11 protein-coding genes are annotated in these 14,679 nt (G+C 51.0%); 9 read left to right on the forward strand and 2 right to left on the reverse strand.

Annotated features, from left to right (window positions below):
- Positions 1 to 48 precede the first annotated feature (48 nt).
- The 3 genes from AC6R03_RS12415 (at position 49) to AC6R03_RS12425 (ending at position 3,895) form a co-directional block, all read left to right on the forward strand.
- The gene (locus tag AC6R03_RS12415; RefSeq protein WP_500625378.1) at positions 49 to 1,197 is read left to right on the forward strand and encodes an S-(hydroxymethyl)glutathione dehydrogenase/class III alcohol dehydrogenase; all 1,149 of its coding nucleotides are present in this window, start codon (positions 49 to 51) and stop codon (positions 1,195 to 1,197) included.
- Positions 1,198 to 1,263: 66 nt separating this feature from the next.
- A complete protein-coding gene (fghA, locus tag AC6R03_RS12420) occupies positions 1,264 to 2,112 on the forward strand; it encodes an S-formylglutathione hydrolase (RefSeq protein WP_334551735.1) in 849 nt (282 codons plus the stop codon).
- A gap of 73 nt (positions 2,113 to 2,185) precedes the next feature.
- A complete protein-coding gene (locus tag AC6R03_RS12425) occupies positions 2,186 to 3,895 on the forward strand; it encodes an RluA family pseudouridine synthase (protein WP_500628361.1) in 1,710 nt (569 codons plus the stop codon).
- An 81-nt stretch (positions 3,896 to 3,976) separates the two neighbouring features.
- Here AC6R03_RS12425 and AC6R03_RS12430 read toward each other — a convergent pair whose 3' ends face one another.
- Entirely contained in the window at positions 3,977 to 5,677 is a 1,701-nt protein-coding gene (locus tag AC6R03_RS12430; protein WP_500628362.1) for a glycoside hydrolase family 13 protein, read from the reverse strand.
- Positions 5,678 to 5,695: 18 nt separating this feature from the next.
- Positions 5,696 to 6,733, reverse strand: a complete 1,038-nt coding sequence (locus AC6R03_RS12435; RefSeq protein WP_500628363.1) for a LacI family DNA-binding transcriptional regulator — start codon at positions 6,731 to 6,733, stop codon at positions 5,696 to 5,698.
- A gap of 402 nt (positions 6,734 to 7,135) precedes the next feature.
- Between AC6R03_RS12435 and AC6R03_RS12440 the strand changes: the two genes are divergently transcribed.
- The 6 genes from AC6R03_RS12440 (at position 7,136) to AC6R03_RS12465 (ending at position 14,677) form a co-directional block, all read left to right on the forward strand.
- Entirely contained in the window at positions 7,136 to 8,488 is a 1,353-nt protein-coding gene (locus AC6R03_RS12440; RefSeq protein WP_500628364.1) for an ABC transporter substrate-binding protein, read from the forward strand.
- Positions 8,489 to 8,609: 121 nt separating this feature from the next.
- Positions 8,610 to 9,620 (forward strand): carbohydrate ABC transporter permease, encoded by a 1,011-nt coding sequence (locus AC6R03_RS12445; RefSeq protein ID WP_500628365.1) that lies wholly within the window; start codon positions 8,610 to 8,612, stop codon positions 9,618 to 9,620.
- Positions 9,620 to 10,810, forward strand: a complete 1,191-nt coding sequence (locus AC6R03_RS12450; protein ID WP_500628366.1) for a carbohydrate ABC transporter permease — start codon at positions 9,620 to 9,622, stop codon at positions 10,808 to 10,810. Before AC6R03_RS12445 ends, AC6R03_RS12450 begins: the two co-directional genes overlap by 1 nt.
- Before the next feature lie 27 nt (positions 10,811 to 10,837).
- Positions 10,838 to 11,929 carry an ABC transporter ATP-binding protein gene (locus tag AC6R03_RS12455; RefSeq protein ID WP_500628367.1) on the forward strand — a complete coding sequence of 364 codons (1,092 nt, stop codon included), beginning with the start codon at positions 10,838 to 10,840 and terminating at the stop codon, positions 11,927 to 11,929.
- Positions 11,930 to 11,996: 67 nt separating this feature from the next.
- Positions 11,997 to 13,472 (forward strand): sucrose phosphorylase, encoded by a 1,476-nt coding sequence (gene gtfA, locus AC6R03_RS12460; RefSeq protein ID WP_500628368.1) that lies wholly within the window; start codon positions 11,997 to 11,999, stop codon positions 13,470 to 13,472.
- A 245-nt stretch (positions 13,473 to 13,717) separates the two neighbouring features.
- Entirely contained in the window at positions 13,718 to 14,677 is a 960-nt protein-coding gene (locus tag AC6R03_RS12465) for a phosphate/phosphite/phosphonate ABC transporter substrate-binding protein (protein WP_500628369.1), read from the forward strand.
- The last annotated feature ends 2 nt before the right edge of the window (positions 14,678 to 14,679 follow it).

Raw genomic sequence — 14,679 nt, forward strand, 5'->3', positions numbered from 1 at the left:
TTGCTAGGCTTAGAGCGTCTGCCCACTGCTAAAAAAGAGGAATACCCGATGGCACTTGATATTAAACCCGGTCAGGAATTCATTAAGTCTAAAGCCGCTGTGGCTTGGGCGGCTGGCGAGCCACTGAAAATGGAAGAAGTAGATGTCCAACTGCCGAAAAAAGGCGAAGTGTTGGTGCGTATCGTGGCGACGGGCGTATGCCACACCGATGCTTACACGCTCTCAGGTGACGATCCAGAGGGGGTATTCCCCGCGATTCTCGGTCATGAAGGCGGCGGCATTGTCGAAATGGTTGGCGAAGGCGTAACGAGTGTTTCCGTCGGCGATCACGTCATTCCACTCTACACCGCAGAATGTGGTGAGTGTAAGTTCTGTACCTCGGGTAAAACCAACTTGTGCCAAGCGGTACGTGAAACACAAGGCAAAGGTTTGATGCCTGATGGCACCACGCGCTTTTACAAAGATGGCCAGCCTATTTTCCACTACATGGGCTGCTCAACCTTCTCTGAATACACTGTGCTTCCAGAGATTTCACTGGCGAAAGTCAACAAAGAAGCGCCGCTTGAAGAGGTGTGCTTGCTCGGCTGTGGCGTCACCACAGGTATGGGCGCGGTTTTAAATACGGCGAAAGTACAAAAAGGCGATACCGTCGCGATTTTTGGCCTCGGTGGTATTGGTCTTTCGGCAATCATCGGTGCACGCATGGCGGGCGCGGGTCGTATCATTGGTATCGACATCAACGAGAGCAAATTTGATTTGGCCAAGCAACTGGGTGCGACGGATGTCATCAATCCACAATCCTTTGATCGCCCCATTCAGGAAGTGATCGTCGAAATGACGGATGGCGGTGTCGACTTCTCTTTTGAGTGCATTGGTAACGTCAATGTGATGCGCTCTGCACTCGAGTGTTGCCACAAAGGTTGGGGGGAGTCAGTGATCATTGGTGTGGCCGGTGCAGGCCAAGAGATCTCAACCCGTCCATTCCAATTGGTGACAGGTCGTGTATGGCGCGGCAGTGCCTTTGGTGGCGTTAAAGGCCGCTCTGAGCTTCCCGACATTGTTGAGCGCTACCTAGCGGGTGAATTTGGCTTGCAAGAGTTCATCACGCACACCATGGGCCTTGATGAGGTCAACCACGCGTTTGATCTGATGCATGAAGGTAAGAGCATTCGCTCTGTCATCCACATGGATAAATAACCCGCCCGCACACTCATCATTCGTCTGCCGTCACACTGTGGCGGCAGCCAACGTTAGGAGCATACGATGACCTTAACTAACCTATCGCAAGCCAAAGTGGCACAAGGCTGGCACAAGCAATATAGCCATGACTCTGAGGTGCTAAACTGCACCATGCGTTTTGCGCTGTTTTTGCCGCCCAATGCCAGTGCCACCTCGCCTGTCCCCGCTTTGTATTGGCTATCTGGCCTCACCTGTACTGACGAAAACTTCATGCAAAAAGCTGGTGCGTTCAAAAAAGCGGCCGAACTTGGCCTAGCAATCATCGCACCCGATACCAGCCCAAGAGGTGACGAGGTCGCCGATGACCCAGAGTACGACCTAGGGAAAGGCGCCGGATTCTACCTCAACGCCACACAGCCACCGTGGAAAAAGCACTATCAGATGTACAGCTACATCACCGAAGAGTTACCGACCCTGATTGAATCGCACTTTCCCATCTCCTCGCTGCGCTCCATCTCTGGCCACAGCATGGGCGGACACGGCGCGTTGACGATTGGCCTGAAAAATCCGCATCTGTACCAGTCGATTTCCGCTTTTAGTCCGATTTGTCATCCGATTCATGTCCCCTGGGGACAAAAAGCGTTTCAGGCGTATCTCGGTTCAGATGTCGAAACATGGAAGCCATACGATGCGTGTGAGCTATTGAAATCTGGGCCATCACCTTTGCCTATCCTTGTCGACCAAGGTGATGCGGACAACTTTTTAAACGATCAACTCAAACCAGAGATGCTGTTTGCCGCGGCAAAAGCCCATGACAGCCATTTGGAACTGCGCATGCAAAGTGGCTATGACCACAGCTACTTCTTCATCTCGAGCTTTATTGATGATCATCTCGAGTTTCACGCTAAGCACCTCGCTTTGATTGACGCGTAACACGCTCTCGCTGGCATTCAAACGCTAATTCGGTACAATCGGCGCCAGATTGAATCAAGAATGAATGCCAGCCATGCACCAACCGGACTCGCTGTTTACTCGCTTTGAACCAGCGATAGATACCCGCACACTACCTGAGAAGTTCACGTTCCCCTTCTACTACCAGCCGCATCCGCTGTGCGTGGCAGCAGCTGCGCAGTTGCAGCAACACTTGATGAGCCAAACCCAGTGGCAGCATGACTTTGGTGTTTCGCCAAACGGCGCTCTGAAGAGTGACTCTGCGGCCGTGCAACACTCTAGTGGAAAAATGTTTGGTGTGCTGTTAGTACGCTCACCGCAAGGTGAGATTGGTTTCTTTTCTGCTTTTTCAGGCAAAATTGCTGACCAAAACCTTCTGCCCGGTTTTGTCCCGCCCGTCTTTGATATGCTCGCGGAAGAGAGCTTTTTCCGCCGAGAATTAGCGCAAATCACCGACATTAATGCGCAAGTCACCGCTTGGCAGCAAAACCACGATCTGACACCGCTCATCGAGGCGCTCACCACGCTCAATCAAACGTTCGCCAAAGAGGAGCACGCTCTGAGACAAACCATGATCTCGCGCCGTGCTGAGCGTAAAGCAGAGCGTCAAACCCTACAAAGCGAGCCACACAGCGCCGAGCAACAAGCGCGCCTCGATGAATTAGCAAAACAGAGTGTTGCGGATAAAAACCGCCTCAAGTATCTAAAACTGGAGTGGGAAGAGAAAGCGACAGCATTACAGCGACGCATTGACGAACAACAAGCGCAGTTGAATGCGTTAAAACAAAAGCGCAAAACGCTCTCAAACCAACTGCAACACAAGTTGTTTGACCACTATCAGTTTCTCAATGCGCGCGGTGAATCGCGCTCACTCAATGCGATTTTCGCCCCAACCACCACCCCGACGCCCGCTGCTGGCGCAGGCGAATGCGCAGCGCCGAAATTGCTCCACTACGCGTATCAGCATGGTTATACGCCACTGGCTATGGCGGAGTTTTGGTGGGGAGTGTCACCCAAATCGGAAATTCGCCAGCATCGTCATTTTTATCCATCGTGCAATAGTAAGTGTCAACCGATTCTCGGCCACATGCTGCAAGGGCTAGAGGTGGATGACAATCCACTTGAGCAAAACTGGGCCGAAAACCTGCCCCTCGACATTATCTATGAAGATGACGCCATGGTGGTGGTCAATAAGCCTTCAGGCCTACTTTCAGTGCCAGGAAAAACCATCACAGATTCCGCCTACACGCGTTTGACTGAGCGCTACCCTGAGTGTGAAGGGCCGTTTGTTATTCATCGATTAGATATGGCGACCTCTGGACTTTTGGTGTTCGCTCTCACGCGCCGTGCGAACAAAAGCCTGCAGAAACAGTTTATCTCTCGCCAAGTACAAAAACGCTACATCGCGCTAATCGATGGCCAAGTGCCTGGCAATGAAGGGGAGATTTCGCTGCCGCTACGAGGCGACCCAGAAGATAGACCACGCCAACTGGTTTGCTTTGAACACGGCAAACCGGCGTTAACCCATTGGCAATTGATTGAACAACGCGACGGGCGCAGCAAGTTACGGCTTTACCCAAGAACAGGACGCACCCATCAATTGCGCGTCCACTGTGCCCACCACCTTGGCCTCGCCATCCCGATTGTCGGTGATGCGCTCTACGGCCATAAAGCTGATCGCCTGCACTTGCATGCCGAGCGATTGGAGTTTGAGCACCCTTACACTAAAGAGCCGCTCATCTTCGAAGCGCCGTGTGAGTTTTAAGTAAAAAGCCGCATAGCGTTGATGCTATGCGGCTTATGAACTCACGCTATAGCGGTGAGAATGAAGGTGCCAAACGCCCACTTAAACGCTTGCCGTAATCTCCATCACCACTGCTTGATACGGCGCTAAGGTTAATCCATCAAGGTTAAATTCCGCTTGCGGATAGTTGTTGATCAGCACTTGTTTGGCTTGATACGGATAGCGGCGCTCTAAGGTTTGATCAGTAAAGTTCGCCACAACCAACAGAGCGCGGCCGCTTTGCTCATCTTGCCTCACATAGGCGTACACTTCACTGTCTTGCGGGTCGAGCAATGTGTGACGGCCATACACCACCACATCACCAAACTTTTCACTTTTACGCAGCGCAATCAGGGCTCGGTAGTGATGGTAAATCGAGTTAGGATCAAGCACCGCTTGCGCCACATTGATCTCTGGATAATTGTCATTGACCGGCAACCACGGTGTCCCGGTGGTGAATCCCGCATTGGCCGCATCTTCCCACTGCACAGGCACTCGGGCATGATCGCGTGAAAAGTCGTTGAGAAACGCCAATGCATCTTGCTCGGTCATGCCACGCTCCATCATTTTTTGATAATGGAACTTGGCCATCAAATCGTTAAATTCCTCGATACTGGCAAAGTGCTTGTTGGTCATACCAATTTCTTCGCCTTGATAGATGTAGGGCGTGCCGCTCATCATGTGCAGCACTGTACCGAGCATTTTCGCACTGATGACTCGATATTGCGGCGAATCACAACCGTAGCGAGAGACAGTACGCGGCTGATCATGGTTACTCCAGTAGACGCTGTTCCAGCCTTTTTGGTACAAATCGTCTTGCCAACGTGTCATGATCTCCTTGTACTGCACCAGATCGAACGGCTTTTTCACTGCGTTATGCTCTTCGCGATCAATACTGACGTGCTCAAATTGGAAAATCATGCTGATTTCTTTGCGATCAGGGTGCGAATAGTAGCGGCCATCTAAGGTCGTCGTGAATGGCGTTTCGCCTACCGTCAACACATCGTAATGCTGAAGTACCTTCTCATGCATTTCACGCAAGTACTGGTGCACCAACAGGTTATTGGACCAATGTTCCCAGCCTGCGACACCGGCATCAAAAATGGTCGCATCGGGAAAATCAGATGGCTTACCAATCATGTTGATCACATCCATGCGAAACCCGCCAAGCCCCTTTTTAAGCCAAAAATGCATCATCTCATACACGGCTTCACGCACTTCTGGATTGGCCCAGTTGAGATCCGGCTGGCGATTACTAAACAGGTGCAAGTAATACTGGCCAGTATTCTCATCCAGTGTCCACGCTTTGGGCTTAAAGAAAGACTCCCAGTTGTTGGGCTCACTGCCATCGGGTTTGGGATCTTTCCAGATGTACCAATCGCGCTTAGGGTTATCCTTGCTGCTTTTCGATTCAATGAACCAAGGATGTTCATCAGAGGTGTGGTTCACCACCAGATCCATCACAATCTTGATGCCGCGTTTGTCCGCTTCTGCCAACAACCTGTCCATGTCCGCCATGGTGCCAAATTCTGGTGCGATCTGCTGATAGTCTGAAATGTCGTATCCGTTGTCATCCATCGGTGACTTGTAGACAGGACTGAGCCAAATCACATTGGCTCCGAGCTCTTGAATGTAATCCAGTTTGTCGATGATGCCCGGAATATCGCCAATACCGTCCCCATTAGAATCATTAAAGCTTCTTGGGTAGATTTGGTACACCACGGCATCGTGCCACCAGCGTTTTTCCAGTTGTCCCGTCGTCATGGGAGACTCCTTAGCAAGTTAACTGCTGGTGCCAACCACCAGCTCTGTGTCCAGTTGGACGGTTTCGTAAGGGATGTGTCCAAGCGCCATTTGCGCGGCCACTTGGCCCTTTTTCATAATCGGTTGAGCAATCGTTGTCAGGCCCGCTTGCGCCGCTTTCGGAATGCCATCAAAGCCGACAACGCGCAGTGTATCGGGCATAGAAAGACCAAGTTCATTGGCCACATCCAGCGCGGCGAGCGCGATTTTGTCACTCATACAGAGCAGCACATCGACTTTTTTCGGGTTGGCCAACGCACCGCGCAACATGGTTTTCAGGCTGGCTTCGTCAAGGTCGTGAATCTGCCAGACGTTCTCGTAGGCCAAATCAATCCCGCTTTCTGCCAAGGCTTTTTTGTAACCTTCAAATCGGCAACGCGAAACGGACTCTTCACTGGTATACAGTGAGCTCAGGTTCGCCAGCGACATAGACGTCGACGGCTCTAGACGCAAGCCAAGAATCAACACATTGTCATTCGGGCTACGGATGGCGTGTTTGGCGATGTCATAGCAAGCAGTAAAGTTATCTACGTTCACGGAAGGAATATCAGGAAGGTAAAAATCCACCGACACCACCGGCTTGTGTTGGCGCAAAATCAAATTGATCACGCTCGGGTCCATCGGCTTACCATAGACGATAAAGCTATCTGGAATGGTTTCCACCTGCGTATTTTGGTAGTTCTCGTGATTGGAGGGCAGCAGCAGCATATTGACGTGTGCTGCGTCCAAGGTTTTTGATATTCCCGCGAGAAATTCGGTCGCCACCGGATCGGTAAAGTTGTACGCCAGGCTGTCTGCCAGCAATACACCAATCACCCCTGTTTTCCCCGTTCTTAAACTGCGCGCCGTAATGCTTGGCCCCGTGTAACCAAGCGTTTCACACTCCGCCAAAATTTTCTCACGCAGAGACTGGGAGAGTTGGTTGGGACGATTGAAAGCGTTCGACACCGTCGCGGTCGAGACCCCAAGATGGGCCGCCACGGTTTTCAACGTCGGTTTTCGCCTTTCACTGCTCATCGCACTACCACTCCTTCACTGACTCCCTGAGTGAACCACACCAACGGCGTCGATAGATCAGGGTTATATTTCACAATTCTAAATCGATTAAGAAGAAATAAGGAACTCACTTAATCACTAAAAATTGATTAGTTTGACAGCGGTCATAGAGTGAGCAGCAAACCAGAGAAAAACTTGATCAAAAGCACAAGATTGAGCAGAAAAACAGGCGAATTTGAAATAACGTCTTATGTTGTTTATTGATAGCTTAATCGATTAAGAAATTACTGGTCTTTATAGAAGTTATAGAATCTTGATGGGTTAAGTCTAGGGAATAACATCAATTATAACAATGAAACAAAGTATCTGAACCCACCCTAACCCATTGAAGGTAAAGGGTATCGAATACATGGAGTCTTACTGATGAAAACCTCTCTACTTGCTGGTGCAATCGCGGTCGCGATTTCTGCTACCTCCGCGTTTGCCGCCGAACTGAAGTACGCACCGGGTGAAGACGCTCGCTTTAATTGGCAGAGCTACGAAGCACTCAAAAATATGGATTTAAAAGGTGAAACCGTCACCGTATTCGGCCCTTGGTTGACCGAAGATAAGGAGCTGGTGGAAAGCGTTATCGCCTACTTCGAAGCGGCAACAGGCGCCGTGGTGAAATACTCTGGCTCAGACTCGTTTGAGCAGCAAATCGCCATCGATGTACAAGCAGGTAGTGCGCCAAACATTGCGATCTTCCCGCAGCCAGGTCTTGCGGCTGATTTGGCCTCAAAAGGCTTCCTAACGCCACTTGAGCCTTCCATGGCCGACTGGATTAATAATAACTATGCGGCAGGCTCATCCTGGGTCGACCTGGGCACATTTACCGGCAAAGATGGTAAAGAAGCGCTCTACGGCTTCTTCTATAAAGTCGATTTGAAATCACTGGTTTGGTATGTGCCTGAAAACTTTGAAGATGCAGGCTACGAAGTACCAGAAACCATGGAAGAGCTTAAAGCGCTTACCGATCAAATCGTCAAAGATGGTGAAACACCTTGGTGTGTCGGTCTAGGTTCTGGCGGCGCAACCGGCTGGCCAGCCACTGACTGGGTAGAAGACATGATGCTGCGCACCCAATCTCCCGCAGATTACGACAAATGGGTCAGCAACGAGCTGAAATTCAACGACGCGAAAGTGGTCGGCGCAATTGAAGAATTCGGTTGGTTTGTTCGCAACGACGCCTACGTGGATGGCGGTGCGCGTGCGGTCGCTGCGACTGACTTTAGGGATTCGCCAAAAGGTCTCTTTACCTCTCCGGCCAAATGTTACATGCACCGTCAAGCGTCATTCATTCCAAGCTTCTTCCCTGAAGGAACGGAACTGGGCGCGGATGCGGACTTCTTCTACTTCCCTGCTTATGAGTCGAAAGACTTAGGTAAACCGGTACTCGGTGCCGGCACCATGTGGAGCATCACCAAAGATTCCAAAGCGGCTCGCGCGTTCATGGAGTTCCTCCAATCGCCGATTGCGCATGAAATTTGGATGGCTCAGTCTGGTTTCTTAACACCGCATAAAGGCGCTAACGTGGATGCGTACGGCAACGACACCTTGAAAAAACAAGGTGAGATCTTACTTCAAGCCACAACCTTCCGCTTTGACGGCTCTGACTTGATGCCAGGTAAAATCGGCGCAGGCGCATTCTGGACAGGCATGGTCGACTACAGCGGCGGTAAATCGGCGCAAGATGTCGCCAACGACATCCAAAAAACCTGGGATGCGCTCAAATAGTTCATCTCATCCCATGCGGGCTACCCAAGGTAGCCCGCTGATGAGACTGCCGTATTGATGTTCAACCCTCGACAGTCAGCTAAGCGTTTTCTGTCGGCAAGGGTTCCAAGTTGAGGTCGTGATGGAGCAACTCTATTCCTCTTTATTTATCATGGCGCTAGGCGTTGCCAGTTGTGTGGTCTACTTTGTCGGCACCAACTGGTTACTTAGCGTGATCTTCCCGACTCGTCGGGTTTCCAATCAGACCATGGCGCAAAACCTGCGTCGCGCCGCAGCGATTCGCCCTTGGCTCTTTCTTGGCCCAGCGTTGGCGTTTTTGGGCCTCTACCTTATTTATCCCGTTTTTGAATCTGTGGTGTTATCACTGCACGATCGAAACGGCTTTGAATTTGTAGGCTTGAGTAACTACACCTGGCTGTTCAACGACCCTGAGTTTCGTGAATCCCTGTTCAACAATCTGTTGTGGCTATTGGTCGTACCGGCTGCCTCGACCTTCTTTGGCTTGGTGATCGCGGCGCTGACCGATAAAGTCAGCTGGGGCAATATTGCCAAAAGCTTGATTTTTATGCCGATGGCCATCTCCTTTATTGGTGCGTCGATCATCTGGAAGTTCGTTTATGACTATCGTGCGCCAGGCTCAGAACAAATCGGTATTTTAAACGCCATCGTCGAGCTATTCGGCGGTACGGCGCAAGCATGGATTACCCTTCCTTTCTGGAATAATTTCTTTTTGATGGTGATCTTAATTTGGATTCAAACCGGCTTTGCGATGGTGATTCTCTCAGCCGCACTGCGCGGTATTCCCGAAGAGACGGTGGAAGCGGCGGTCCTTGATGGGGCCAATGGCGTGCAAATCTTCTTCAAAATACTCATTCCACAAATTTGGGGCACCATTGCTGTGGTCTGGACCACCATCACCATCTTAGTGCTGAAAGTGTTCGATATCGTCCTTGCCATGACCAACGGTCAATGGAGTACACAGGTGCTGGCGAACATGATGTTCGACTGGATGTTTAGAGGCGGCGGTGACTTTGGCCGCGGCGCGGCGATTGCCGTGGTGATCATGGTCGCGGTTGTTCCTGTTATGGTGTGGAACATGCGCCAAGCCAGCGCTCAAATGGAGGATCGTTAATGTCTCAGCCTCAAACTACAGCACCCAATGTGAGCCAAGCCAAGTTTAGCCTGAGTAAACTTAGGCGCTCACCGCTGACCTTTCTTGTCCACTTTTCGGTGCTCGTCATCGTGATTCTTTGGACACTGCCGACCGCAGGCTTGTTCATCTCCTCATTCAGAGATAAAGATCAGCTTGCCCTGAGTGGTTGGTGGACATCCCTTACCGCATCCGAACAAAACCTCGTCGATCGCACCGGCGATCCCGACTCACAAATTCAACGAGGCGATCATTATGTGCTTGCCGGGCAACTGCTGCTTGATGGTGAGCCTGTTGATATTAAAGCATTTGGTTTCTCCTCAAGAGAGCCGACCGCTTACCAACCCGGCGACGTGGCCGAGATGAACGACGGGACATTGACCGTCACTGAAGATGGTCACTATGAAATGGTCTCAAACGAGCCGTTCAAAGGCTCACGTGGCAAACGTATTTTCTATACCGCCGTCGTGCCGCCCAAGTTTGGCTTAGATAACTACCGCGAGGTACTGACCGCAGAGGGGATTGGACGCTCATTCATTAACTCACTCACCGTGACGATTCCCGCTACCATCATCCCGATTTTGATCGCTGCGTACGCTGCGTATGCGCTCTCTTGGATGAAGATGCCCGGTCGCAACCTGCTGATTGCTATGGTCGTTGGCTTGCTTGTGGTGCCATTGCAGATGTCACTGATCCCCTTGCTGCGTCTCTACAACGACATTGGCGCCTTCTTTGGCGTGGGCGCGAAAACCTATCTCGGTATCTGGCTTGCCCACACCGGCTTTGGTCTGCCACTGGCGATTTATCTGCTGCGCAACTACATCTCTAGCCTACCAAGGGAGATCATTGAGTCCGCCAAGGTCGACGGTGCGACAGACTTTGAGATCTTTATGCGCATCGTACTGCCACTCTCCTTCCCTGCCCTTGCCTCTTTTGGCATTTTCCAATTCCTTTGGGTATGGAATGACTTACTGGTCGCGACGGTGTTCTTAGGCACAGGAGAAGAGCACATGGTGCTCACCGCCCGCTTACGCGAACTACTCGGCTCTCGTGGCGGTAACTGGGAGATCCTCACGGCCTCAGCCTTTGTCTCAATTGCTGTACCACTGACCGTATTTTTTGCCTTGCAGCGCTACTTAGTGCGCGGATTGCTTTCTGGCTCTGTGAAATAACCAGCCAAGGATTGAAGAGAATTGATAATGACAGGATTAACACTGACCAACGTAAAAAAAGCCTACGGTGACACCCAAGTCATTCACGGTGTCGATTTGGAGATTGATCAAGGCGAATTTATCGTCTTTGTCGGGCCATCAGGCTGTGGTAAATCCACCTTGCTGCGCATGATTGCGGGGTTGGAAGAGATCACCTCTGGCGATTTGTTTATTGAAGGGGCGAAAGTCAACGATTTGCCTGCGGCGATGCGCGGTATTGCGATGGTGTTTCAAACCTACGCCCTCTACCCGCATATGACGGTTTACGACAACATGGCGTTTGCGATGCGCATCGCGAAAGAGTCAAAAGAAGCGATCCATGAACGAGTAATGGAAGCCGCGCGCATGCTGCAACTAGAACCTTACCTCGACCGTTTACCGAAAGCGCTGTCCGGTGGGCAAAGACAGCGAGTGGCGATTGGCCGCGCGATTGTACGCCAACCAAAAGTCTTCCTTTTTGATGAGCCACTCTCTAACCTCGACGCGGCGCTGCGGGTACAAACGCGTATTGAGATCGCCAACTTAAAAGAGGAGCTCAAGCAAACCACGATGATCTACGTGACGCACGATCAGGTCGAAGCCATGACACTCGCCGATCGCATTGTGGTGCTTTCAGCAGGCAAGATTGAACAGGTCGGCACCCCATTGGAACTCTACACCAATCCAGCGAACGTGTTTGTTGCGCGCTTTATTGGCTCACCTGCGATGAACATTAGCCCCGTCACTCTTGAAGCAGCAGGCAGCGAGTCTCAAATCAAAGCCGAAAGCGGCCTCACCATTACTGTCCCGATCGCAGCGCAGAGCGCATTAGTTGGCGACACCTTGCAAATGGGCATTCGCCCAGAAGATTTTCGCGTCGCCGCCGAGGGGCAAGAACTGATGACGGGCACGGTGCTGTTTGTCGAATCGCTCGGTGAAGTCACGCTGCTGCACATCCAGGTGCCCAATCATGAAGAGTCCATCGTGGCCAAGCTGCCGGGTATTCTCGACTATCACAAAGGCGAGCACATTAAACTGACGGCCGAGCCCGATAAGATTCACTTGTTCAACCAACAAGGTATCTCACTGAAACATCTGTAGTGTGTCTATCGCTCACCCTGTTTGAACAAGAGAGTTTGGACAAGAGAGTGTAAAAAAAGAGAATCCGATGAAAAACCAAGTTCAGTTAATCACTTACACAGACCGCCTAACGGGTGGCGGTCTTCATGCGCTGCGCAACACACTCAGCAACACGTTGAGCGACCTCTTTGGCGGCGTGCATATTTTGCCGTTCTATTACCCAATTGATGGTAGCGACGCGGGATTTGATCCCATTGATCATGCTCAAATCGACCCAAGGCTTGGCGATTGGCCCGATCTCAACGCACTTGGCAAAGACGTTGAAATCATGGCCGACCTTATCGTCAACCATGCCTCTGGCCAATCACCCGAGTTTTTGGATGTGCTGGAGAAAGGCGAAGCCTCTGAGTATTGGTCGATGTTTCTTAAAGAGCGCGATCTGTTTCCAGATGGCATCAGTGAAGAGCAAGCTAAGCGGATCTATCGCCCTCGTCCGGGCAGTTGTTTTAGCGCAAAAACCCTCGCCAGCGGTGAATCCGTCAACTTTTGGACCACTTTCACTGACAACCAAATCGACATCAATGTGGAAACGCAAGCGGGTCAAGCCTACCTTGAGCGCGTACTGACCCTATTTGCTGATAACGGTGTAAAAATCATTCGCCTTGACGCCGCAGGCTATGCGATTAAACGCGCGGGCACCTCCTGCTTTATGATTGAGGATACCTTTGCGTTTATCGATGCCTTATCCAAGCGCGCCAACGCACTTGGCATGGAGACCGTGGCGGAAATTCATAGCCACTATAAAACCCAAATTGACGTGGCGAGCAAAGTCAATCGTGTCTACGACTTTGCTCTGCCGCCACTGGTCCTACACACCCTCTACAGCAATAATGTCGAGGCGTTGGTCAAGTGGCTGACGATCGCGCCACGAAACTGTTTAACCGTGCTCGATACGCACGATGGCATCGGTATCATCGACGCTGGCCCTGAAGGTGACAAACCGGGGTTACTCAACGCCGAACAAATCGATCGGCTCGTCGAGACGATTCATCAAAAGAGCCAAGGAGAGAGTCAGCAGGCAACAGGTAGCGCGGCGAATAATCTCGATCTCTACCAAGTCAATTGCAGCTACTATGACGCACTAGGGCGATGCGATTTTGATTATTTGGTGGCGAGAGCCATTCAGTTCTTCAGCCCCGGCGTTCCTCAAGTCTACTACGGCGGTTTGTTGGCGATGCACAACGACATGGCCCTGCTCCATCGTACTCAAGTGGGTCGAGACATCAATCGCCCTTACCTCACACCAGCGCAGCTAGCCGCTGAACGAGGTAAGCCTGTCGTCAACGCCTTGTGTGAACTGATTCGATTGCGTAATCGCAGCGCCGCGTTTGATGGTAGTTTTAGCGTGGCTGGCGAGGGTTCAAGCCTTACGATGGAATGGGTTCATTTAGACACTCGCGCAACGCTGCAACTTGATTTGGCAACTCGCAGAGCGCAGGTTCACCTTGAGGATGCAGGCAATATACGCACGTTCGATTTGCAAACGTGGCTAGACGAGCGTTAAGCATTCTGCGGCCTTCACCCCACTCTATAAACTCATTGAACCGACTTCTCAGCATGAGAAGCCTTTTTCTGCCTAGCATTTACATTGTAAACCGTGAACTTTCGCTCAAGCTTGATGAGCAGTTTATCATTCATATTGCTCAATATTACGAGTCACACTAGACTTAATTTATTAAGTCAGTTGTTCATTTGTTTAAAACACTGCGCAGACAGTGACGTGTATCTTCTTCAAATAAGGGGAGAGTTATGACACCACGCCACTGGGTTCACATTGCTGTTACCGCCTTGTCCATCGCGTTGCTGTTGAGTTTACCTCGCGTATTCGCGAGCGAATCACCTGAGATTACGCGCGAGCAAACCCTTATTCTTGGCACGCTTAGCTCCAACCCGAAGAAAGCTTTTAAACGTGCGCAGCCCTTTGCCGATTACTTAGCGGCGAATCTCCATCAACATGGTATTGTACAAGCCAAAGTTGTGGTGGCCAAAACTAACCTTCAGCTGGCCAATTGGGTCAAAAGTGGCCAAGTAGATATCGTGTCAGAGACGGTGTATGCCTCGGACGATCTTATCAAGTACAGCCATGCTGAGATGATTGCGCGGCGCTGGAAAAACGGCGTAGCCAACTACGCCTCACTTTTCTTCGTTCATCAAGACTCTGACATCCATACCTTGGATGATTTGGTGGGCAAAGTAATCGTCTTTGAGGATCGTAACTCCACCAGCGCGTTTCTACTTCCTGTCTCTGCGCTCATAGAACAAGGCTATCCGCTGCATGAAGTGACTTCACCCCGCGATCTGCCACCTGCAGATAAAATTGGCTACTTCTTTTCCGATGAGTTCTCATCTGCGGGGGGTGAGTCCAATATGATGAGTTGGGTACATCGTAAAGTCGTATCCGCTGCGGCGTTCAGTGATATCGACTGGGAGAAAGAAATTCCGGCACCAATCAAAGAACAGCTGCGCGTTATCTACACGAGCCCCTCTGTGCCGCGTGCGTTTATGCTCGTTCGACCTGACATGGATCCTGTTCTCAAACACGCGATAAGCCAAGTCCTATTCTTGGCAGACCAAGACCCGAACGCCGCGCTGCCACTCAAAAAATACAAGGAGACAGCAAAGTTTGATCCTATTACCGACGATATAGAACAGAGCATCGTCTGGTCTCTGCAACAGAAAGCCCTCGTTAACCAATATCTAGGCCGCTAAAT

Source organism: Vibrio sp. R10-SG-ISO4 (assembly GCF_059834135.1).